This window comes from Dysosmobacter welbionis (assembly GCF_005121165.3).
GTDB lineage: Bacteria > Bacillota > Clostridia > Oscillospirales > Oscillospiraceae > Oscillibacter > Oscillibacter welbionis.
In genome coordinates this window covers 2,667,734-2,685,117 of record NZ_CP034413.3, presented here as the reverse complement: position 1 = coordinate 2,685,117, position 17,384 = coordinate 2,667,734, and the positions used below count along the sequence as shown (strand labels likewise).

Sequence of the window (17,384 nt, the reverse complement as noted above, 5' to 3'; positions counted from 1 at the left end):
CCGGTATTCCCGGTGCGCCGGATCATGCGGGAATCGCTGTGCCCGTTCCGGCCCCTTTCCGGGGAGCCTGCCAAATCACTCTGCCTCGAAGCCCCATGCCTTTTCAAAGCCATCCCGGGTAGCACCGGCAATGCGGCCCGGCATCTCGGCGCTGCCCACCAGAATGGCGTTCAGTCCGGCGGCCCGGTAAGACGCCTCCATGGCCTCCTGGCTGTGGGTGCCCATGGCCAGCACCACGGTGTCCGCGGCGATGGTCTTGGTCTCACCGGTAGCCATGTCCTCCACGGTCACGCCGGTATCAGTGACGGCAGTGAGCCTGTGGCTGGTGTAGACCTCCGGATCATAGGGCTTGATACGGCTGTAAATGTCGTTGAACACCACGCCGAAAATCCCCTGGCCCACGGTGGGGTTCATCTCCACCATGGCGAGGCTGTGGCCCTGCTCCAGGATCATCTCCGCGCACTCCAGGCCCGTCAGGCCGGTGCCCACCAGCACCACCTTGCCGGTGCAAGGGGCCTTACCCAGGATGACGTCCTCCGCCAGCACGGCCTTGTCGATGCCGGGGATGGACTTCGGCACCACCGGCGGCGCACCGGCAGCCAGAAACACCCCCACGGGGTGCAGGGCCGCCACGGTCTCCGGCGTGGCCTCGGTGTTCAGCTTCACGGTGACGCCCAGCTCCCTGGCCTCCAGCGCCAGCACGTCGGTGACGTCCTGGAGGTTGGCCTTGTGGGGCGGCAGCTTGGCGATGTTCAACGTGCCGCCCAGGGCGGCCTCCTTCTCCAGCAGCGTCACGGCGAAGCCCCGCTTGGCCAGGATGACGGCGCACTCCAAGCCGCCGGGGCCGCCGCCCACGACTACCACGGGGCGGCTGTTGCCGTTCTTCTGGAGGTCCTGCCAGCGGTAGCGGTACTCCCGGCCCAGCCGGGGGTTCAGGGAGCACTCCACCGGCATGGCGTTGCCCAGCAGCCGCTCCCGGCAGTACATGCAGCCGATGCACTTACGGATGCTCTCCGGCTTGCCGGCCCTGGCCTTGTTCATGAACTCCGGGTCCGCGAACTGGCTGCGGCCCAGGGCCACGAAGTCGCTGACGCCCTCCTCCAGCAAAGATTCGGCGAAATCCGGGTCCTTGATGGTGTTGGTGGCGATGACGGGAATGGACAGCGCCTCCTTGAAGGCCTTGGCCACGTGCTTCTTCCAGCCGGGGGTGTAGGAGAAGGGCTCGCAGTTGGCGTTGCCGTTCCAGGAGCTGCCATTGGAAATGTTGATGCAGTCGATGCCCTGGGCCTCCAGGTGGCGGCCGATCTCCAGGCCGTCCTCCAGCGTGAGGAAGCCGGGCTCGTCGGTCATCTCGTCGCCGCAGATGCGGACCGAGATGGGATACCGCCCCAGCTTGGCTCGGATGCCGGCGATGATCTCGTCGATGAAGCGGCAGCGGTTCTCCAGGGAGCCGCCGTACGCGTCGGTGCGGCGGTTGTAGTACTTGCTGAAGAACTGGGCGATCAGATAGGAGTGGGCGCCGTGGAGCTCCACACCGTCATAGCCCGCCTTCTTGCAGCGGATGGCGGCGGCGATGAACTTCTCCTGCACCCGCTTGATGTCCTCCAGGGTCATCTCCCGGGGCACCTCGCCCCGGGCGCCATGGGGACACCGCTGGGGCTCAGGTTCTGCCGACCGGTGAAGGCGCTTTTGGAGGTGGCGCCGCCGTGGTGGAGCTGGGCGAAAATCTTGGCGCCGTAGGCGTGGACGGAGCGGGTCAGCTCCTCCGCCTCCTGGACGTTGTAGTCCTGGGCCATCCGCAGGTTGTGCTGGGTGGGGATGGAGTCCACGTCGTCCACTCCGGTGTACTCGTTGATGATGAGGCCGATGCCACCCTTGGCCCGCTCAGTGTAATAGGCGATCAGACGGGGTGTGGCGTTGCCCCGAATGTCCGCCAGGTCTGTGCCCATGGGGGACATGACGGCCCGATTCCGGATGGTGAGGCCGCCGATGCGGCCAGGTTCAAAGAGCTTTTTGTACGCCATGGGTCAGCCCTCGAAATTGCGGTTGTGGCTGAAGTGACCGGGATTGGCCACTGGGGCGATGGTAGAAACCCAGCGGTTGGTGTAGTTGAAGAAGCCGGCCACAAAGGCGGCCTCCAGGATCTCGTGGTCGTTGAAGCCCGCCTTGCGCAGGTTCTCGATCTGGGTCTCGTCGATCTCGTCGGCGTGCTTGGTGACATACCAGGCATACTCGCACAGGGCATACTGCTTCTCCGTCAGCAGATCCTTGGCGGAGCGGAAGTTGTAGCAGAGCTTATCCACCAACATGGGATTCTTGGTATAGCCCCGCAGCGCATCGCCGTGGGTGGTCAGGCAGTAGGAGCAGCAGTTGATGGAGGAGACTACCACGCCGATCATCTCTTTGTCCGCGTTGGTGAGGTAGCAGGTGTCCGGGTTGAACAGGGATCCCTTGAAGTCCAGGAAGCCGATGTACTGGGATGCGTTCAGAGGCAGGACCTTGAACAGGTTGTTGATAAAGCCCCAGTTCTTCTCCATGGTCTCCACGTTCTCGTTAAAGACGGCATATTCCTTGTTGGTCATCTCATTGCGGTTGGGCTTTTCCAGCCGGGAGAGCTGTTCATCAAATTCCAGTGCCATAGTGCGATCCTCCTGTAAAAATAAGCTGGTTTCATGATAGCATAAAAACGTTTGAGTGTAAAGAAGCGCAGGCGCGGCAGAGTGCAGCTCTGCCGCGCCTGTTGGGTCCGGATCAGTCCACCGGGCAGATGGCGAAGCATCTAGTGGGGAATCCGGTGCCGTCCTTCAACTTGGGAAAGCCGATGACAATCAGGCTGCCCACGGGCGGGACCTGGTCCAGATTCCGCATGACCTCAATCTGGATCCGGTCCACCTGGAGGATGTACTGCTCACCGGGATAGGGATAGGCGCCCTCCTTGGTGGTGACGAAGCCGGGATCGGTGTCCGCCGGCTCGTGGCCGATGGCTCCGATGTTCCGCTCCTCCACCAGCCACTGGATGGCCGCCTTGTCCCAGCCGGGATAATGGGGCACGCCGTTCTCATCGGGATTGTCCAGGTTGGGCTTTTTGTACCAGTCGGACCGGAAGGCCACGAACGCTCCCTCGGGGATCCTGCCGTACTGGGCCTCCCAGGCCTTCAGGTCGTCCACCGTCAGCATGAAGTCGGGGTTGGCGGCGCACTCGGCGGACTTGTCGATGACCACCAGGGGATACATCAGCTCCTGGACGGTGATCGCGCTCATGTCCCGGCCGCTGCCCCAGAAGTGCCGGGGCACGTCGGTGTGGGTGCCGTACTGGCTGGCCACGCTGTACTGGATACAGCGCATAGGGGCCATCATGTCCTCAGGCGTGCCCTCCGCATAGTCGAACAGCAGGTCCGCCTGCAGGGGCTTGAAGCCGAACCAATGGGGCGTCTCAGGACTCAACTCATGGGTCAGGTCCACCCACTTGTACTTGGGGGACTTCAACTCTTTGATCTGCTCCCACAGTGTCAAATTCGCCATAACGTGTTTCCTCCTTTTCATGTGACGGGGTATGCTTGTCTCCAAACGCGGTATGCGTCTCGATAGATGCAGTATACAGGGAAATCCCAGAATTTGCAATCTGCGAAGTGTAAAAAAATATTGTCCGCGCCACAAAACCATTTGTCTTTTTCTGCTTTGATGTGGTTTTCAGACAGCAGCCCGCCCAGTCTCTTCCGGCGCAGAGAAAGGCCGCCGCCCGTAAGGGCAGCGGCCTTTTTTCGTTGCGCTATCGCTCCGGCGGTACCGCCAGCTGGAAACTCTCCCAGGTGTATTCCGCCGCCTCCACCTGGCCCCAGGTGTACCCGGCGGCCTCGCACTCCGCCCAGGTGAGATAGCGGAAGTAAAACTCCACTTCCAGGTGACAGGGCAGGATGTCCAGAATGATCTTTCGGATCTGGTCGAAGTCCTCCGGCTCCCCGGCCACCTCCGGGAAAATCACCCGCAGCTGTCCCCCGCCCATCTCCAGCGCCCGGGCGCGGATTCCGCAGCCCCGGATCGTCCGGTCGATGGCCGCGGGCGTCAGGCTGTCCCCGTCAATCTGCAGAAGGGCCGCGATGGCGGCCCTCCGGTCCTCTGCCGTGACGGCGGCGGGGCGGCGGGCAAACAGGGCCTCCCGCCGGGCCAGCCCCTCTCCCTCCGCCGTGGCAGTCAGCGCCTCCCGCTCGATCTCCTCCAGCCGGCGGCTGACTGTGTCCAGCCCTGTTCCCAGTGCGCAGACGGCCGCGCCGCTGGCGGAGTGCTCTTCCAAGTCATAGATTCCCAGCGGTGAGAGCAGGCTGCGCAGGTGCGCCTCATACATCGTCGTCCGCCTCCATTTCCGTCACCGTCACCCGGCCCAGCATGGGCAACGTTCCGTCCTCCGCCGCCAGATCGGCGGCAGGGGCCAGCAGGCGGTAGTTCTCCACGCCCTCCACGTGGTACAACAGGTCCCCCAGCTCCGCCAGCAGTACCGGCCCGCCCAACCTGCGGCCGCTGAAAAAGCTCGCCAGAGCCTGCTCTGCGGCGGCCTTCACCGCGGAGAAGTCCGCCCCCTCCCGGACGGCCAGCTCCGCGGACACGTCCATCTCCACCGCCGCCGGGGCCTTGACCTGCACGTCCACGGCGATCTCCCGCCGCTCCTGCAGGTCCGCCTGGACCGCCGCCAGCAGTGTCCCATTCGGCAGTCCGGCCGCCGTGGCGATGTATACATCCACTGTGCCGATCCCCCGGGCCCGGCCCACTGCCCGGGCTGCCGCCACGCCCTCATGGCCCATGGCGGTCTGCTCGTACCAGGCCGCGTTGGCCCCGTTGGGCAGCCGCTGATAGCTCTCCAAAATCCGGCTCCGCAGGCTCGCGTCGTCCTCCTGGTCACTGCCGCCGGTAAAGGGCGCCGGATTGGTGCATCCGGTGATCCCCACCGGGCAGGCGGTGAGGATCACGATGGTCCCCGCGGCGGCATTGCCGCTCCGCCCAGGCTCCAAGGCCTCCGCCGGAGCATCCACGGACAGCTCCCCTGCTGCCAGCACCGCCTCCGCCGTGGTTTGGAACCGGGTCTCTCCCTCCGTCATGCAGGCCGTTCCGGCGGCGATGCTCAGAGCCGTGGACGGCGCCCGCTCCACAGAAAAGCGGAGCGTTCCCACCGCCTTCGTGGCCGCCGTCCGGGCGATGCCACGCATCTGGGCGTGGTAGTCCAGATACACGCCCCGGGCCGTCTGGGGAAAGCTCTGGTCCAGCACCCACTCGCTCTGGATGCCCAGGGCCTGCAGCTCCGCTGCCGCAGCGTACAGCCGCACGGCCAGATCGCAGTCTGCCTCCGGTGTGAAGCCCGCCCGCTGGGCGAAGGCCGCCAGCAGCGTCTGGTAGATCTCCTCTGTCGTTTTCAAACAACCGCTCCTCTCACGATACCTCCACGGTGACGGACAGAGCCTCTCCCTGCCAGGTGAGGCCGACCGTCACCTGTGCCCGGCCGCCGCCGGATTCCGTCAAAATCACCTGCTCCACCGTCAGCCCCGGTTCCGCCGCCAGGGCCTCCGCCACATATTGTTCCGCCGCGCTCTGCCGTCTGGCGGCGGGCAGCTGTCCCAGCTGCCACAGCCGGCTCCCCAGCTCCGGCAGGAATGGGAAGGTCCCCCGCCGCGCTGTCAGGCGGAAGAGAACCTGCTCCAACAGGGCCTCCCGGCCCTCGGTCCGCCGCAGGCCACCGGTCCCGTCAGGCACATAATCTCCATTCCGCAGGGAAAGTCCCATCTCCATCCCCCCTCAGCTCTCGCAGGGCGCATAGGGCTCCCCGTTCACCGTCAGGCTGCCCTGGATGCGCACTTTGCCCTGCAGCTCGATCTCGCCGCCGCTGCGCAGGTACACGCTGTTTCCGCCGGGGGTGAAGAGATAGACCTCCCCCGGTCCCATGCCTTCCGGGATCAAAGCCTGCTGCTGTCCTGCCACGCACTGCTCCTCCCCGCCAGGGCCACCTTTGATAACCAGTACCGCAGCGCCGCTCTCCGGCATCCACACATAGCCGCCGGGGCCATACACTGGAAGCGCCCGTACCTCCCCCGGGTGACCACGCCCACGCTGTCTCCGGTGATGGTGGTCATGCCCAGATCCGCGTCCGCCGTGGGCGCCGGCGCTTTCATCTGTCTCGATAGCCACATCTCATATCCGCTCCCTCAGTATCAATGTACAGACCTCTCCCGTCTCCGGGGAGGCCGTGTTTTCCGCCTCGGCCACCCGGTACTCGCCGGAGAGGCCCATGGCCTCCAGTTCCAGCCGGACCGTGTCCCCGGGAAACGCCGGGAAACACCCGGCTAGCCCCAGCTCAATGGTCAGTTCCTCCTCCCGGGACCGCCGGATCTGATACTCCCCGGTATACCGCATGGCAGCCCAGGTGCTCTGCCCCGGGGTGTAGACCACCCGGCGGCACTGGCCGCCCCGGTCCAGCATGTCCCGGTTCTGCACGCTGTAGGACACGTTCCGGGTCTTGTCGATGACCAGCACCTCCGTCAGCACACCGTAGTGGTCCTCCCGCAGGGTGCAGGAGAGGATCGGGCTGGTCCCGTCGATGACGATCCGCCGCCCGTCGTCCCGCTCCGGCGCCGCCACCAGCAGCCCGTCCCGCCGGAAGCGGGGCGAAAAGCCCCCATAGGTCCGGCAGAAACCCTCCAACGCCTTCCACTGACTGGTGCCGGCGGCCACGGTGTAAACAGAGTCCGCCGACACCGGCGCGATCTCCGCGCTGGAAATGCCGTAGGGCGCCGCATGGCACCGGACGATCTCGGCCAGCGTGGCTCCCTGGTACGTCACCGGCCGGGACTCATTGTCCAGCAGCCGGGCGGCGTATCCCCGGCCGCAGATGGTCACCGCCAGTCCCGCCGCCGTCAGCTTCACCTCGTACTCGTCCACGATGCCCCGCAGCAGCACCCCGCCGTTCTCGTCCAGCGCCAGGAAACCCGCCGCCAGATGCAGCAGCTCCGCCATGGTCCTGTCGTACACGCAGGTGACCTCATAGCTGTCGCAGGGCACGCCGCCGGTGTAGGTGATATTCCAGCGCAGCAGCACCGGCAGCTCAAAAATCCGGTGGTCGCTGGTGATGATCCGTCCTCTCATGGTATCCTCACCTGATCCCCCGGGTAGATCAAGTTGGGGTTCTTGATCTGGGGATTGGCTGCGATCAGGGCGGTCAGCGCCACGCCGTACCGCCAGGCGATCCCCCACAGGGTTTCTCCTTTCCGCACTGTATGGACGGCACCCCAGCCTCCGGCGGGAATCTCCGGGTCCGTTCCGCCCTCTGGCTCCCCTTCTACGGGCACTTCCACCAGCCCGCCGGAGGCCGTGCTGTCCTCCCAGAAGGAAAAGCGGTAGCGCACATAGTCCGGCAGCGGCTCCTCCATCAGCTCCAGGGTCACGAAATAGGCGCTGACCGTCCGCCAAACCGGGTGCACCAGCAGCCCCGGCCCGGTCTGGTCAAAGACCTCCGCCAGCGTCTGGAACTCCTCGTAGGCCCGCTCCCCTGCAAAGGTACCCTCTCCCCGGAAAATGCGGTATGTCCGCCCCAGATCCTGCAGGTACCAGCCCCCCAGGGGGATCTTGTGGGCTGCTATCTGCCGCCGGTACTCCACCGCGCAGCTCTCCGGGTTGTGAGGCCAGGTGTAGTCCTTATAGCGCATGGGTTTCAGCAGCAAATTCTCACCTCCTCAGTCATACAGCGGGAATCCGCCGTCATACCGGCGGGCGTCCCGCTGCACCGTGCGGGACAGCGCCCTGGCGCTCTCCATCATTCCTGCCGCGCCGGAGTCCCGGCGTCCCGGCAGAAAATAGAACGTCTCCTCCGCTTCGCCTCCGCCGGGCATTGTTGCCCCGCCTCCATCAGACAGACCGCCATCCTCCGTCATGGGATTCCGCCTCCCGGCAGAATCGGCGGTCTCTCCGGTGCCAGCCGGTCCGAAGGCGGCCGTATACTGCCATTCTGCACGCTTCCGGGCCAGGACCAGCCGCAGCGTCTCCCCCGCCGAAGTGGGGCCAGTCTGCCTGTCGGCCCCAGCGCCCGCGAAGCTGTTCCCACGAATCTCCCATCCGCCGGTCCCAGACGCCGTCCCGTCCGTCTCCCATGGGGCAGGCGCTGCCGGAGACGTTCTCTCCGTGGCTGGAGAGGCGGCTGCGGTCTCCGGCTCTTCCGCGCTTCCGCCGCCCAGCATCAGCCGCCCCAGGGCGGTCCGCTGCCGCAGCAGCATCTCCCGGATGTATTCCATCTCAGCCCTCCTTCAACGCCTGGAACCGCCCCTGATCAAAGTCCCGGTTCACCGCCGCCGGAGCGGGGGAGGGTTCCTCCCCCGCCAGACGGCGCAGCAGTGTTTCCATCTCCCCGGCGGTCAGCCCGACCAGGACCGCCGCGCCGTCGGGGAACACCGGCTTCCCCTGGCGCAGGCAGCTCTCTGCCAGCACCTGGGCGTTGCACAGCAGGGCGCGTTCCAGGGGCTCCTCTGCCAGCTCCCGGGTCCCCCGCCAGATCTCCAGCAGCCGCCAGGCCGTGGGCGGCCGCAGCTCGTCCAGTTCCTCCATCATGCCGTGGTCTCGATCCGCTTGGAGGCCACCACGGTCACCTTCTCTGCCACCATGGCATTCAGCTGGCCCTCTTCCTGAATGGCGCTCCACTGGCAGCTGCTGTAAATGACCTTCCGGTCCGGCTTGCAGATCACCAGGGAGAAATCCCGCAGGTCATAGAAATTGATGCCGTCCGTCACCGCGTCCTCAGTGGCGTACAGCCGTGTCAGCTCCAGGGTGTACTTCCGCTGACCCTCGATGGTGGCCACCGGCTCGCTCTCGCCGAACGCCTCTACGCTCTGGCTGGATTTGCTGGCCCGGGCGGTGTAGCCCTGCACCACCGCGATCTTTCTCCCATCCAGCTCCAGATAGATGTCCGCGCTGGTGGGAAATCCCGTTGCTTCCATACCGTCTCCTCCTTACACCGTGATGTGGACCGTCAGATAGATCTGGTTCAGCCCATGGGCCACCGCGAAGCTGAACTCCACCAGACACACGGTGGGGTCATCCTCCGAGGCCGTCACCGTCACCTCGCCATAGCTGTCGATGATCTCCTCGGCCACCTTCTTCTCCAGCTCCACAATCACCTGAGAGCGGATGGCGCTGCGGCTTTGGGCCGTGTTTTTGGCCCGGGCGAACTTGCTGCGCAGGGCCTGCCGTACTGCCGGGATCACATCGTCCACGATCAGGATGGTGGTCAGCTCCCGCCAAGTGGTGTCCGCTGCACCGCCGGTTGTGGTCCGGGTGGTGATCCCCCGCACCGGGGATACTGTGCCCGCCGTGCTCTCCAGGGGCGTCACGCCGCCCCGCACCAGCAGGTCGATGTCATTGTCGGTGTATGCGGTGCCCAGGCCCCCCAGCCCCCGGATCTCCGCCCCGTTGAGCGGCACTCCCGGGTCCCGTCCGGAGGCGATGACCCCTGCCAGGGCCGCTGCGGCGAACACGCCGGGCAGCGTCTTCCCGCCGCTGTCCAGGGCATCGGGCCCCACCAGCACCATTCGCTCGCTGTTTAGCGCCGCCGCGTGGGTCACCAGCTCCGCTGCCGACTCACCGTCGCCGCCCACCACGGCGATCCGCTCCATCCGGGCGGCAGAGGCATCCTCCACCGCAGTCCGCAGCGCCTGCTGCACCGTCTCCTCGGCGCTGTCGCACACCAGAATCCGGGCCTCCTCCCCGCCCAGGGCCGCGAAGGCGTCCTGGTAGTCCTTCACCGCGCCGGCCTCCGCCACCCGGACCGCCGCCACAGTGGAGGCACCATTGGCAAACAGCAGCCGCAGGATGGTGCTCATCCCCGGCGTATCCGCTGCGTCCTCGCCGAAGGCCGCCACGCCCGCGGCATAGCCCGTCAGGGTCACCACCTCTCCGGCGGTGCCCTTCACCGCCTTGGCCGCCACGCCAATGACCTTGGCGGCCCGCCCGGCGGATACCACCGTTGACGCGTCATAGCTGGAGTACACCCCCGGCCGCTCATGCATTGTCTCGCTCAAGTGGTCACTGCTCCCTTCAATCGAAAGTCCAAAAATACCGTGTCGCCCTCTTCCGCCCGGGCCAGGAAATACGCCCGGCACCGGAGCCTTCCCCGCCGCAGGAACAGCCCTGTCTCCCGCTCCCAAGTCAGGGCTTCCCAGTTCAGCTCACCGGGGCGGATGCCGGCGGGCAGCCTTCCCAGCAGCACCTCCGCCGCCGTCTCACAGCCCTGTTCACAGTCCGCAGCCCGCTGTCCCCGGATCTCTATGGAGATCACCGCCTCCAGCTGCTTTCCATACAGCTCCCGCGGTGCGCCGGCCCCGGTATCGAAGACCTCGCCCAGATAATTGCAGAATCCCACGGTCCGGCTCTCTGCGGTCTCCACAGCCACCGCTGCCACCGGGCAGCCATACCGCCTGGCCCGCTGGTCCGGGTAGGCGTCCAGCGCCGCCACCCCCTCCGCCGCCAGGGCGGAGACCACTGCATCCCGGATCTGACTCAGCTCCCGCATTCCGCCGCCTCCCGCTCCTGTTCCAGCGCCGCCCAGTAGTGGGACAGCGCGTTACCAATGTAGTAGGGCCTGCAGCTGCGCACCCGGAAGCGCGTGGCCTCCCAGGCCAGGGCTTCCCCCTCCTCCAGGGCCGTCTGCCCCAGATACAGCCACAGCCGCCCATCCACCCAGCCGATGGAGGTAACGTCACTTCGGGCCCGTTCATCCCGCTCCGTCATCGGCTGTAAAAACGCCCGCACGGTCCGCTCTCCGTCCGCCGTGTCCACGGTGACATCCTGTCCATATCGCTCCAGGACCTGCCGCACCCAGTCTGTCATCCTCTCACTCCCCGAAAGCAAAAATCGTCCGGCACCGCAAAGGGTGCCATCAGCCGTTCCGCCGTGCGCCGCAGGCTCTCCGCCAAAGCGCAGCTCTCCGCCGCGCCGCGGATCCGCACGGACACGCTGCCCGCTGTGAAGCCGGACACGCCTTCACCGCCCCGCGCCGCCGCCAGGTCCGCGGCGGCGGTGAAGGCCACGGCGCAGGGGAACGCCTTGCCGCAGTCCTCCGCCGTCATTCCCGGCCGCAGCCGCTTCTCCCACTGCTGCTCCGCCGCCTGACAAAGCAGTTCCAGCAGAGCCTCTTCCGCCTCCCCGGCCCCGGAGAGTTCCCGGGCCAGGGTCAGGACCGTCTCCTGTGCCCCGCTCATACCACCAGGACCTTGGATGCCTCCGTGAACAGCTTGGCAAATCCGGAGATGGAGGTGATGGCCGCCCGCTCCAGCTGGCGGTCAATGAGCTTGTCATACTCCACCGTGATCTCGCTGCCGCAGATCTGCTCCAGGGCGTAGTTCCTGTCCAGGCCGATCAGGATCCCCGCCGGCATGGCAGAGGTCCGCAGCAGTTTTGCCCCCAGGGGCGTGGTCAACGTGCCGGTGCCCTGGAAGTTCAGCCCCGTCAGGGGATTCTGGAACTCATCCAGCTTCAGCATGGCCAGCATCACGTCGCTGCCCACCAGCATGGTGTTCATGGTGTAGGGGTCGAACTGGCTCCAGAACTCCAGCAGGGCGTCATAGGTCAGCGTCCCCTTGGTTCCGGTGATAGGCTTCGTGCCGATGGTGTACTGCTGTGCGGCATTCTGATTTCCGTCACCGTTGCGCAGCACCTCGATGGCGTCCTCCAGGTGCATCCGGCCGATGTAGGCGCCGATCTGCCGCAGAGTCACAGAAAACAGGTCCAGCCGCTGGAACCGGATAGCCTCATAGGAGGCTACCAGCATCCGCCCCCGCTTGTAGAGGTGCACCAGGTTCTCCTGGGTGCGGACGGTGGTCTCCGGGATCCGGGCGCCCTCCTCCACCCGGCGGAGCTTTTTGTCCTCCTCGCTGGGCACGGAGGCGATGGACCGGTAGTCCATGCCGTCGAACTTGGTCACCGTGGCGGTGATGGCCGGCAGGATGCTCTCTTCCTCCATCCCCTGCCGCACCACCCGGGAGACGAACTCCGGGAACAGCACGGCGGAGTCGGAGGTGTGGAAGAACTTCTCTACCATGTCGCTGCCCGCGCCCTTTACATGGATGTCAAAGCGCTTCAGCTGCCGCTGAAAGGCGTCCAGCCCCTCCAGAGGCGTACCCCGGTAGTGTTCGCTGGGGTCCAGCTCCTCCAGGGCCTGGGAAAAGCTTCGGCTGCTGCGGCCGTACATTCCCTTTTCCAGCTTGATGTTCTCAAAATGATATGCCATCGTCTCTCTCCTCCTCACAGTACAAAGGTCACGGTCTTGGCGGTGGTGTCCACATCCACCACCAGATAGGTGCTGCCGTCCGCGTCCGCCTGGACGCCGCCCTCGCCGTCGGCGCTGAGGCCGCTCCAGCCCAGGGCCGGTGCCGCTCCTTCTGCCGGTACGGTGTACCCGGCGGTGACCATGCCGCCCAGGGCCACGGCGCAGGCGTCGCCGCCCCGGCCGACAGAAAGCACCATGCCGCAGAAATCGTCGCCCGCCGCGCAGGCGGCCACCGTGCCGTTGGCACTGACCTTCACCAGCTCCCCCTCCGCCAGATCATCACAGGCGAAGGTGGCGGCCCACTGGCCGATCCCCTCATAAGAAAGCTTCATGCTTCATCCTCCCTTAGATCAGAAATTCTGTCTCGTCCTCTGTTTTTGCCGCTCCCCGGCTCCGCAGCTGCGGCACAGGCGGGAACCGGCGGGCTGCCTGGGCCCCGTAGACCCGCTTCAGCTCCAGCAGCTCCGGCTCCTCCAGATGCTCCGCCGCCTTGGCCAGGGCGCCGCCGTCCATGCTGTCGTCCGCCAGCATGGCAAGCCGCGTCACCTCCCGCCGCAGCTCCCGCAGGTATTTCCGCCCCAGCTCCGCCTGGGCCCTCAGCTGTGCCATCCCCTGGTTCTCGTGGCCGTACCGCTTCAGGACCCCCGCCTTCCGCTGGGCTGGCACCGCCACGAAGGACCACTCGTATGCGTCGGTGGGATCCCGCAGCTCCAGGTAGCACAGCTGCTCCCCGTACCGCTGCCCTGGCGTGTGCTGGCAGGTGCCGCCCTCTGCGCCGCAGATGGAGCACACCCGCCGGGCCACGCTGCACCCTACGCTGACCTCCCGCTTGATGCCTCCCTCGATCTCCGCGATCAGATCCGCGTTTTTCTCCGTCCGCAGCAGATAAGCCCAGGCCTTCAGCCAGCAGTAGCCGTCCCCTACCGCGGTCACCTGGGCGCCCTCCCGCACCATCTCCGTCCGGTAGATGCGGGCGGTCTGCCCCTCCGCCGTCCACTGGTGGTCAAAGATGCCGCTCTTCCCCACGAACAGGTCGCCCAGTGTGTTGAGCGCCGCCGTATCGAACCGCTCCCAGTCCCGGTCCACCTCGTTGTCGCACAGTCGCAGGGAAAAGGTGTACACCTCCTCTGCCCGCAGGGGTGACTTGGCAAAGCGGTTGATCGCCGCCAGCTCTGCCTCCGCCGGCACGCCTCCCGTTGCCTCCAGATTTTTTTCGAGTTCTTTCATACCTCTCTCCTTGTATGGAACGCGGCCGCCTCCGCCGCGTCGTTCTCAAGCCGCAGCTTCCGCGCCTGCTCCAGATAGAGGGCCGCACGGGCGTCCTCCACCTCGTCCTGGAGGTTGATGTCCTCCCACAGGACTTCAAAGCCGCAAGTATACCCGTGCATCCGCAGCCACAGCCGGCAGATCCGCTCCACCACCGGCGTAATGGTCCGCCGGATGGCCGTGATCTCCGTGGTGAGCATGTCCGCCTGCTGGGAGCTCATCCGCTCCGTGGAGCTCCAGCTCAGTCCCAGCATAAAGGGCGGGATCCCCGTCTTGGCCACCACCTGTTCCAAAATCTGCCGCACCGGCACCTCGCTGTCCAGGACGGGCGCGTCAGCGCCGATGACCTGGATATCCACATCTCCCACAGCCACAAAGTCCCGCACGCTGCCGCTCCTGGTATCCTGCATGGCCCGGGACCACTCTCCTGCCAGCATCCGGCTCCGCTCCTCCGCTTGGCCGTTTCCGTCGTCCCGGCAGGTGACGGCGAAGCGCAGGCTGCCGCATCGCTCCCAGTTAATCCCGATGGTGTGGTAGATCTTCATCAGGATATCCGTCAAAAACGGGAGCCCCCGCAGAAGGGACACGCCATAGGGGCTGTCCGCCTCAGGATTCAGAGGCGTGAACAGCAGCAAGTCCTGACAGGGCAGCGGCCCCATCCGCCCCTGCTCGTCGGGGCCGCAGATTGTAAATGCCAGGGGATGGTCTCCCTCCCGAATCTCAATATCCTCCACCCGGCCCCACAGCACGGCCGCAATCTCCCGGTTTCCTGCTGCGGGCACGATCTCCCCGATGGCTCGCCCGCAGGTCAGCAGAGCGTCCAGGTAGCCCTCCAGAAAGGCATCGACCCCATACTGCCCCCGTCCAGCCGGGACCGTGCGGAGGAATTCCCCCAGCCCCCGCTCTGCCGCCGGGTCGGAACAGGCCGCCGTCACACCGCCCACCATCCGGATCAGCTTGTAGATGGCGGCGTCCACCACCGGCACCGCCTCCCGTACTGCCCGGTACAGCCGGATCTCCCCACTGCGCATGGGCACATACTGCCCCAGCAGTCCAAATGGGTGGTATCCCGTCTCCCGCAGCTGGACCGACGCTCCCGCCGGCGCCGTCTGTTTCCGAAACCACTTCAACTTCCAAACCTCCCGTCCATTCCTTACCGCGGTCCCTCAGGCCCGTCTCTCCACCCAGGTGGCCGCAAAGCCATTCTGCTCTTCCGCCGCCAGATCCATAGCGAAGTACCGCAGATCGTCCATGGCGTGGTCCTGCTCCTTTTTCGGAGCGTCCCGCCGCCCCTTGTCGTCCCAGCAGTACGTTTCCATCTCCCGCAGGCAGTCGGCGCAAGCGCCGCAGATCATGATCCGCCGCCGCTTCAGCAGGTCCGCCGTCACCCGGATGCCGTCGGCCACATCGTTGTCCGCCCGGACCACCCGGAATCCCTCCCGCCGCAGCGCCTCGATGAAACTTGCCGCCGACGGGTCCACGATCACCCTTGTGATCTCCCTGCCCTCCGCCAGCTCCCGCAGGTCCCGGACATACTCTGCGTCGGTCTTCTGCCGTCCCTCCCGGCGGGAGTCGTAGTAGAACTCTCCCACCCGGTACCAGATCTCTCCCTGCCGGCCCCACAGGCCGAAGGAGGCCGGGTTGGCGGTGCCGTAATCCACAGAAATCCGCCACTCCTGAAAATCTCCCTCCGGCACAGGCACGCTGTCCCGGTCCCGGTCGAAGAAGTCGTACACCCGCCCCTGGGCGGCTGTCCACTCCCCCAGCACGAATCGCCGGTAAAAAACGCCGGAGTAGGCGCTGCGATAGCGGGCCCGGATCCGGGGCGACAGGGCGGGGTTGTCCTCCATGGTGAAATGAAGGTACAGGGCCCGCCGTTCCCGCGCCCTCAAAATCCACTCTCGGTAAAACCAGTGCTGAGGGTTCTCCGGATTGCAGTTGAACCACAGGCGGCTCCCCGCCACGCTGCACCGGGCGACGGCCTGCTCCACAAAGCTCCGGGGCATCAGGGCCGCCTCGTCCAGCAGCACCCCCGCCAGGGTGCTGCCCTGGATCAGCGCCGCGCTGGACTCGTCCCGCCCGCCAAAGAGCAGGAAATGGTTTTCATGGCCCCCCAGCCGCACGGTCAGCAGGTTCTCCGACCGCCGCTCCCAGCAGTCGAAGCCCAGCCGCCGCAGATAGGGCACCAGCTCCGCCAGCAGGTTCCGCCGCAGGGAGGTGATGGTCTTTCCGCACAGTCCCAGCTGCCGTCCGTTGAACCTGGCCATGGCCCAGAGGAAGAAGGAGAGCCCCATGGAGAAGGTCTTGCCGCTGCGGACGGCCCCGTCGCAGATGATGGCCTCCCAATCTCCCGGGCGGCACCACCAGGTCAGCACCCTTCGCTGCTTTTGGGAAAACCGCATGATCTCAGCCGTCGTCCCACCCTCCTTCCTCCCCGGCAGCTTCCGTCAGCACCCGGTACAGCTCTCCGGCCCCCTCCGCCTTTTCCTCGCTCAGGAGTCCGTACAGAGCCTCCAGAGCCCGGATGCGGTCAATAAGCTTCACTTCCACGCCGCCCTTGTCCGTCACCTTCAGCTCCGCCACGGCAGACAGATCCAGCGTCTCCAAATCCGCCTCTTCGCTGTGCAGGGCCAGCCGCGCCGCATCATTCACCCGGCCGAAAGCCAGCTGGGCCAGACGCCGTACCACATCCTCCCGGTGCACCTGCCCAGCCGCTGCCTCCCGCATCCGCTCCAGCCGCCTGCGCACCATCTTCGTCTCCAGCACGGCGTATCCATCGGCGCAGCCAGCCATTGCCGCTGCCTGGTCCGGGTCCATGCACTGGAGATACTTCCGGCAGAATGCTTCGGCCTGCCCCTTCAATTTCTCCAAGGACGCGTACCTCCTTTCTCAGTCGTTCGATAATAACCGCCTTCCGGCCAAAAGTTGCACGCCGCCGGGCATCTCTTTTGACTTAATAATAAAAAAACGCTGTACCGCGGGCAGGAGATCCCCGCGGTACAGCGTGTTGCGCTCCAGATTCAATTGTATGGCTGGGTGAGCCGCCGGTTGGAGCCGGTCAGGCTGCCTCGCCGTCTCTGCCCTGTCGCAGCAGCTCCGCCGCCGCTTCGGCTCCCTGGACGCCATAGAAAATCATCCCCAGGGCCCGGTCCGTCTCGTCATGGCTCTGGACGTCGACCTTGGGATGGCAGGCCCGCCAGCGGAGCAGCTTCTTGGCCTCCTCAAACAGGCATCTGCCCAGAACCAAGCTCTTTCCCTTTGTGGTTCCACCCACTACCTGAAGATCGTCGATGTCAGACAGTTCCATGTAGAAAAACGTCTTGTCCCGGGTCATCAGAATGGCCCGCTGGTTGGTGATCCAATACTGCTCCCCCATGAGGTTCCGGCGCTCCGCCACGGGCGAGATCAGAATCACCGCAGCCACCAGCAGCACCAGGCCGATAAATCCCATACTGGGCGCCTCGGTCCCGGAAAGATACACGGCCAGCAGCCCGCCGCCCAGTGCCACCGTCAGTCCCCACTTCAGCAGGATCTGCTTTTTTGCCTCTGCCTCCAGAAGCGAAAACGGGGCGGGACGGCCCTGCCAGCGGACCTGCTCTCCCGGCCGCAGATATGTTTTGAGTCTTTCCTCCATACTGATACACACTCCTTTTGTTTTTCGGCAGCTCCCTGCCATCCATTATTATACGCATTCCGTCGTTCAACCGCTGACAAGGTCCATTTGGGGCTTGTTAAACGTATGCAAAAATCCACAGGTTTCCCGCCTATGTTCTTTAACGTTTTTTAGTGGAATCTTAACACCTCTTTCTGCTATAATAATGTTTCA

General features: G+C 65.5%; 25 protein-coding genes. All 25 read right to left on the bottom strand.

All coding sequences use genetic code 11. The features are described 5' to 3' along the window. Positions 1 to 75 precede the first annotated feature (75 nt). The 25 genes from EIO64_RS18870 to EIO64_RS13995 all read right to left on the bottom strand — a co-directional run bounded on the left by EIO64_RS18870 (position 76) and on the right by EIO64_RS13995 (position 17,192). Entirely contained in the window at positions 76 to 1,614 is a 1,539-nt protein-coding gene (locus tag EIO64_RS18870) for an oxidoreductase (RefSeq protein WP_136891506.1), read from the bottom strand. Next, entirely contained in the window at positions 1,611 to 2,024 is a 414-nt protein-coding gene (locus EIO64_RS18865) for an oxidoreductase (RefSeq protein WP_136891505.1), read from the bottom strand. The genes EIO64_RS18870 and EIO64_RS18865 overlap by 4 nt, the downstream gene beginning before the upstream one ends. A 3-nt stretch (positions 2,025 to 2,027) precedes the next feature. Further along, positions 2,028 to 2,639 (bottom strand): peroxidase-related enzyme, encoded by a 612-nt coding sequence (locus tag EIO64_RS14105; RefSeq protein WP_021748530.1) that lies wholly within the window; start codon positions 2,637 to 2,639, stop codon positions 2,028 to 2,030. Positions 2,640 to 2,751: 112 nt separating this feature from the next. Beyond that, complete coding sequence (locus EIO64_RS14100; protein ID WP_036637186.1) at positions 2,752 to 3,522, bottom strand: cyclase family protein; 771 nt, start codon at positions 3,520 to 3,522, stop codon at positions 2,752 to 2,754. A gap of 247 nt (positions 3,523 to 3,769) precedes the next feature. Beyond that, on the bottom strand, positions 3,770 to 4,342 hold the full coding sequence (locus tag EIO64_RS14095; protein WP_119310633.1) for a hypothetical protein: 573 nt from the start codon (positions 4,340 to 4,342) through the stop codon (positions 3,770 to 3,772). Then, on the bottom strand, positions 4,335 to 5,405 hold the full coding sequence (locus EIO64_RS14090) for a baseplate J/gp47 family protein (protein ID WP_119310632.1): 1,071 nt from the start codon (positions 5,403 to 5,405) through the stop codon (positions 4,335 to 4,337). Before EIO64_RS14090 ends, EIO64_RS14095 begins: the two co-directional genes overlap by 8 nt. A gap of 13 nt (positions 5,406 to 5,418) precedes the next feature. Then, the gene (locus EIO64_RS14085; protein WP_036628517.1) at positions 5,419 to 5,769 is read right to left on the bottom strand and encodes a hypothetical protein; all 351 of its coding nucleotides are present in this window, start codon (positions 5,767 to 5,769) and stop codon (positions 5,419 to 5,421) included. A gap of 12 nt (positions 5,770 to 5,781) precedes the next feature. Further along, positions 5,782 to 5,964 carry a hypothetical protein gene (locus EIO64_RS14080; protein ID WP_249390692.1) on the bottom strand — a complete coding sequence of 61 codons (183 nt, stop codon included), beginning with the start codon at positions 5,962 to 5,964 and terminating at the stop codon, positions 5,782 to 5,784. Beyond that, positions 5,940 to 6,155 carry a hypothetical protein gene (locus EIO64_RS14075; protein WP_249390691.1) on the bottom strand — a complete coding sequence of 72 codons (216 nt, stop codon included), beginning with the start codon at positions 6,153 to 6,155 and terminating at the stop codon, positions 5,940 to 5,942. Before EIO64_RS14075 ends, EIO64_RS14080 begins: the two co-directional genes overlap by 25 nt. 19 nt (positions 6,156 to 6,174) lie before the next feature. After that, positions 6,175 to 7,125: a hypothetical protein gene (locus EIO64_RS14070; RefSeq protein ID WP_119310630.1), complete on the bottom strand. Its 951-nt coding sequence runs from the start codon at positions 7,123 to 7,125 to the stop codon at positions 6,175 to 6,177. Beyond that, positions 7,122 to 7,700 (bottom strand): SafA/ExsA family spore coat assembly protein, encoded by a 579-nt coding sequence (gene safA, locus EIO64_RS14065; protein WP_309469980.1) that lies wholly within the window; start codon positions 7,698 to 7,700, stop codon positions 7,122 to 7,124. Before safA ends, EIO64_RS14070 begins: the two co-directional genes overlap by 4 nt. Before the next feature lie 12 nt (positions 7,701 to 7,712). After that, positions 7,713 to 8,267 carry a hypothetical protein gene (locus EIO64_RS14060; RefSeq protein WP_119310629.1) on the bottom strand — a complete coding sequence of 185 codons (555 nt, stop codon included), beginning with the start codon at positions 8,265 to 8,267 and terminating at the stop codon, positions 7,713 to 7,715. Position 8,268: 1 nt separating this feature from the next. Beyond that, a complete protein-coding gene (locus EIO64_RS14055; RefSeq protein ID WP_025545237.1) occupies positions 8,269 to 8,580 on the bottom strand; it encodes a hypothetical protein in 312 nt (103 codons plus the stop codon). Beyond that, positions 8,577 to 8,966, bottom strand: coding sequence for a hypothetical protein (locus EIO64_RS14050; protein WP_021748518.1), 390 nt, complete (start codon positions 8,964 to 8,966; stop codon positions 8,577 to 8,579). Before EIO64_RS14050 ends, EIO64_RS14055 begins: the two co-directional genes overlap by 4 nt. A 12-nt stretch (positions 8,967 to 8,978) precedes the next feature. Continuing rightward, positions 8,979 to 10,046, bottom strand: a complete 1,068-nt coding sequence (locus EIO64_RS14045; RefSeq protein ID WP_119310628.1) for a phage tail sheath C-terminal domain-containing protein — start codon at positions 10,044 to 10,046, stop codon at positions 8,979 to 8,981. Beyond that, positions 10,043 to 10,537: a hypothetical protein gene (locus EIO64_RS14040; protein ID WP_119310627.1), complete on the bottom strand. Its 495-nt coding sequence runs from the start codon at positions 10,535 to 10,537 to the stop codon at positions 10,043 to 10,045. Before EIO64_RS14040 ends, EIO64_RS14045 begins: the two co-directional genes overlap by 4 nt. Continuing rightward, positions 10,525 to 10,854, bottom strand: coding sequence for a hypothetical protein (locus tag EIO64_RS18860; protein WP_025545867.1), 330 nt, complete (start codon positions 10,852 to 10,854; stop codon positions 10,525 to 10,527). The genes EIO64_RS14040 and EIO64_RS18860 overlap by 13 nt, the downstream gene beginning before the upstream one ends. Beyond that, positions 10,851 to 11,225: a hypothetical protein gene (locus EIO64_RS14030; protein ID WP_158629794.1), complete on the bottom strand. Its 375-nt coding sequence runs from the start codon at positions 11,223 to 11,225 to the stop codon at positions 10,851 to 10,853. Before EIO64_RS14030 ends, EIO64_RS18860 begins: the two co-directional genes overlap by 4 nt. Then, complete coding sequence (locus EIO64_RS14025; RefSeq protein ID WP_119310626.1) at positions 11,222 to 12,253, bottom strand: phage major capsid protein; 1,032 nt, start codon at positions 12,251 to 12,253, stop codon at positions 11,222 to 11,224. Before EIO64_RS14025 ends, EIO64_RS14030 begins: the two co-directional genes overlap by 4 nt. 14 nt (positions 12,254 to 12,267) lie before the next feature. Next, the gene (locus tag EIO64_RS14020; protein WP_021748512.1) at positions 12,268 to 12,624 is read right to left on the bottom strand and encodes a hypothetical protein; all 357 of its coding nucleotides are present in this window, start codon (positions 12,622 to 12,624) and stop codon (positions 12,268 to 12,270) included. Positions 12,625 to 12,637: 13 nt separating this feature from the next. Next, positions 12,638 to 13,519 carry a hypothetical protein gene (locus EIO64_RS14015; RefSeq protein ID WP_119310625.1) on the bottom strand — a complete coding sequence of 294 codons (882 nt, stop codon included), beginning with the start codon at positions 13,517 to 13,519 and terminating at the stop codon, positions 12,638 to 12,640. Continuing rightward, positions 13,516 to 14,688, bottom strand: a complete 1,173-nt coding sequence (locus EIO64_RS14010; protein ID WP_136891504.1) for a phage portal protein — start codon at positions 14,686 to 14,688, stop codon at positions 13,516 to 13,518. The genes EIO64_RS14015 and EIO64_RS14010 overlap by 4 nt, the downstream gene beginning before the upstream one ends. Before the next feature lie 36 nt (positions 14,689 to 14,724). Continuing rightward, positions 14,725 to 15,960 carry a PBSX family phage terminase large subunit gene (locus EIO64_RS14005; RefSeq protein ID WP_136891503.1) on the bottom strand — a complete coding sequence of 412 codons (1,236 nt, stop codon included), beginning with the start codon at positions 15,958 to 15,960 and terminating at the stop codon, positions 14,725 to 14,727. A 4-nt stretch (positions 15,961 to 15,964) separates the two neighbouring features. Beyond that, the gene (locus EIO64_RS14000; protein ID WP_021748507.1) at positions 15,965 to 16,429 is read right to left on the bottom strand and encodes a terminase small subunit; all 465 of its coding nucleotides are present in this window, start codon (positions 16,427 to 16,429) and stop codon (positions 15,965 to 15,967) included. Between the two features lie 187 nt (positions 16,430 to 16,616). Further along, positions 16,617 to 17,192 (bottom strand): hypothetical protein, encoded by a 576-nt coding sequence (locus EIO64_RS13995; RefSeq protein WP_119310623.1) that lies wholly within the window; start codon positions 17,190 to 17,192, stop codon positions 16,617 to 16,619. Positions 17,193 to 17,384 lie beyond the last annotated feature (192 nt).

Excerpts from the sequence above, each read along its gene's own strand:
- EIO64_RS18870 (WP_136891506.1), bottom strand. The coding sequence starts at position 1,614 with ATGACCCTGGAGGACATCAAGCGGGTGCAGGAGAAGTTCATCGCCGCC.
- EIO64_RS18865 (WP_136891505.1), bottom strand. The coding sequence starts at position 2,024 with ATGGCGTACAAAAAGCTCTTTGAACCTGGCCGCATCGGCGGCCTCACC.
- EIO64_RS14105 (WP_021748530.1), bottom strand. The coding sequence starts at position 2,639 with ATGGCACTGGAATTTGATGAACAGCTCTCCCGGCTGGAAAAGCCCAAC.
- EIO64_RS14100 (WP_036637186.1), bottom strand. The coding sequence starts at position 3,522 with ATGGCGAATTTGACACTGTGGGAGCAGATCAAAGAGTTGAAGTCCCCC.
- EIO64_RS14095 (WP_119310633.1), bottom strand. The coding sequence starts at position 4,342 with ATGTATGAGGCGCACCTGCGCAGCCTGCTCTCACCGCTGGGAATCTAT.
- EIO64_RS14085 (WP_036628517.1), bottom strand. The coding sequence starts at position 5,769 with ATGGGACTTTCCCTGCGGAATGGAGATTATGTGCCTGACGGGACCGGT.
- EIO64_RS14075 (WP_249390691.1), bottom strand. The coding sequence starts at position 6,155 with ATGAAAGCGCCGGCGCCCACGGCGGACGCGGATCTGGGCATGACCACC.
- EIO64_RS14070 (WP_119310630.1), bottom strand. The coding sequence starts at position 7,125 with ATGAGAGGACGGATCATCACCAGCGACCACCGGATTTTTGAGCTGCCG.
- EIO64_RS14060 (WP_119310629.1), bottom strand. The coding sequence starts at position 8,267 with ATGGAATACATCCGGGAGATGCTGCTGCGGCAGCGGACCGCCCTGGGG.
- EIO64_RS14055 (WP_025545237.1), bottom strand. The coding sequence starts at position 8,580 with ATGATGGAGGAACTGGACGAGCTGCGGCCGCCCACGGCCTGGCGGCTG.
- EIO64_RS14050 (WP_021748518.1), bottom strand. The coding sequence starts at position 8,966 with ATGGAAGCAACGGGATTTCCCACCAGCGCGGACATCTATCTGGAGCTG.
- EIO64_RS14040 (WP_119310627.1), bottom strand. The coding sequence starts at position 10,537 with ATGCGGGAGCTGAGTCAGATCCGGGATGCAGTGGTCTCCGCCCTGGCG.
- EIO64_RS18860 (WP_025545867.1), bottom strand. The coding sequence starts at position 10,854 with ATGACAGACTGGGTGCGGCAGGTCCTGGAGCGATATGGACAGGATGTC.
- EIO64_RS14030 (WP_158629794.1), bottom strand. The coding sequence starts at position 11,225 with ATGAGCGGGGCACAGGAGACGGTCCTGACCCTGGCCCGGGAACTCTCC.
- EIO64_RS14025 (WP_119310626.1), bottom strand. The coding sequence starts at position 12,253 with ATGGCATATCATTTTGAGAACATCAAGCTGGAAAAGGGAATGTACGGC.
- EIO64_RS14020 (WP_021748512.1), bottom strand. The coding sequence starts at position 12,624 with ATGAAGCTTTCTTATGAGGGGATCGGCCAGTGGGCCGCCACCTTCGCC.
- EIO64_RS14015 (WP_119310625.1), bottom strand. The coding sequence starts at position 13,519 with ATGAAAGAACTCGAAAAAAATCTGGAGGCAACGGGAGGCGTGCCGGCG.
- EIO64_RS14005 (WP_136891503.1), bottom strand. The coding sequence starts at position 15,960 with ATGCGGTTTTCCCAAAAGCAGCGAAGGGTGCTGACCTGGTGGTGCCGC.
- EIO64_RS13995 (WP_119310623.1), bottom strand. The coding sequence starts at position 17,192 with ATGGAGGAAAGACTCAAAACATATCTGCGGCCGGGAGAGCAGGTCCGC.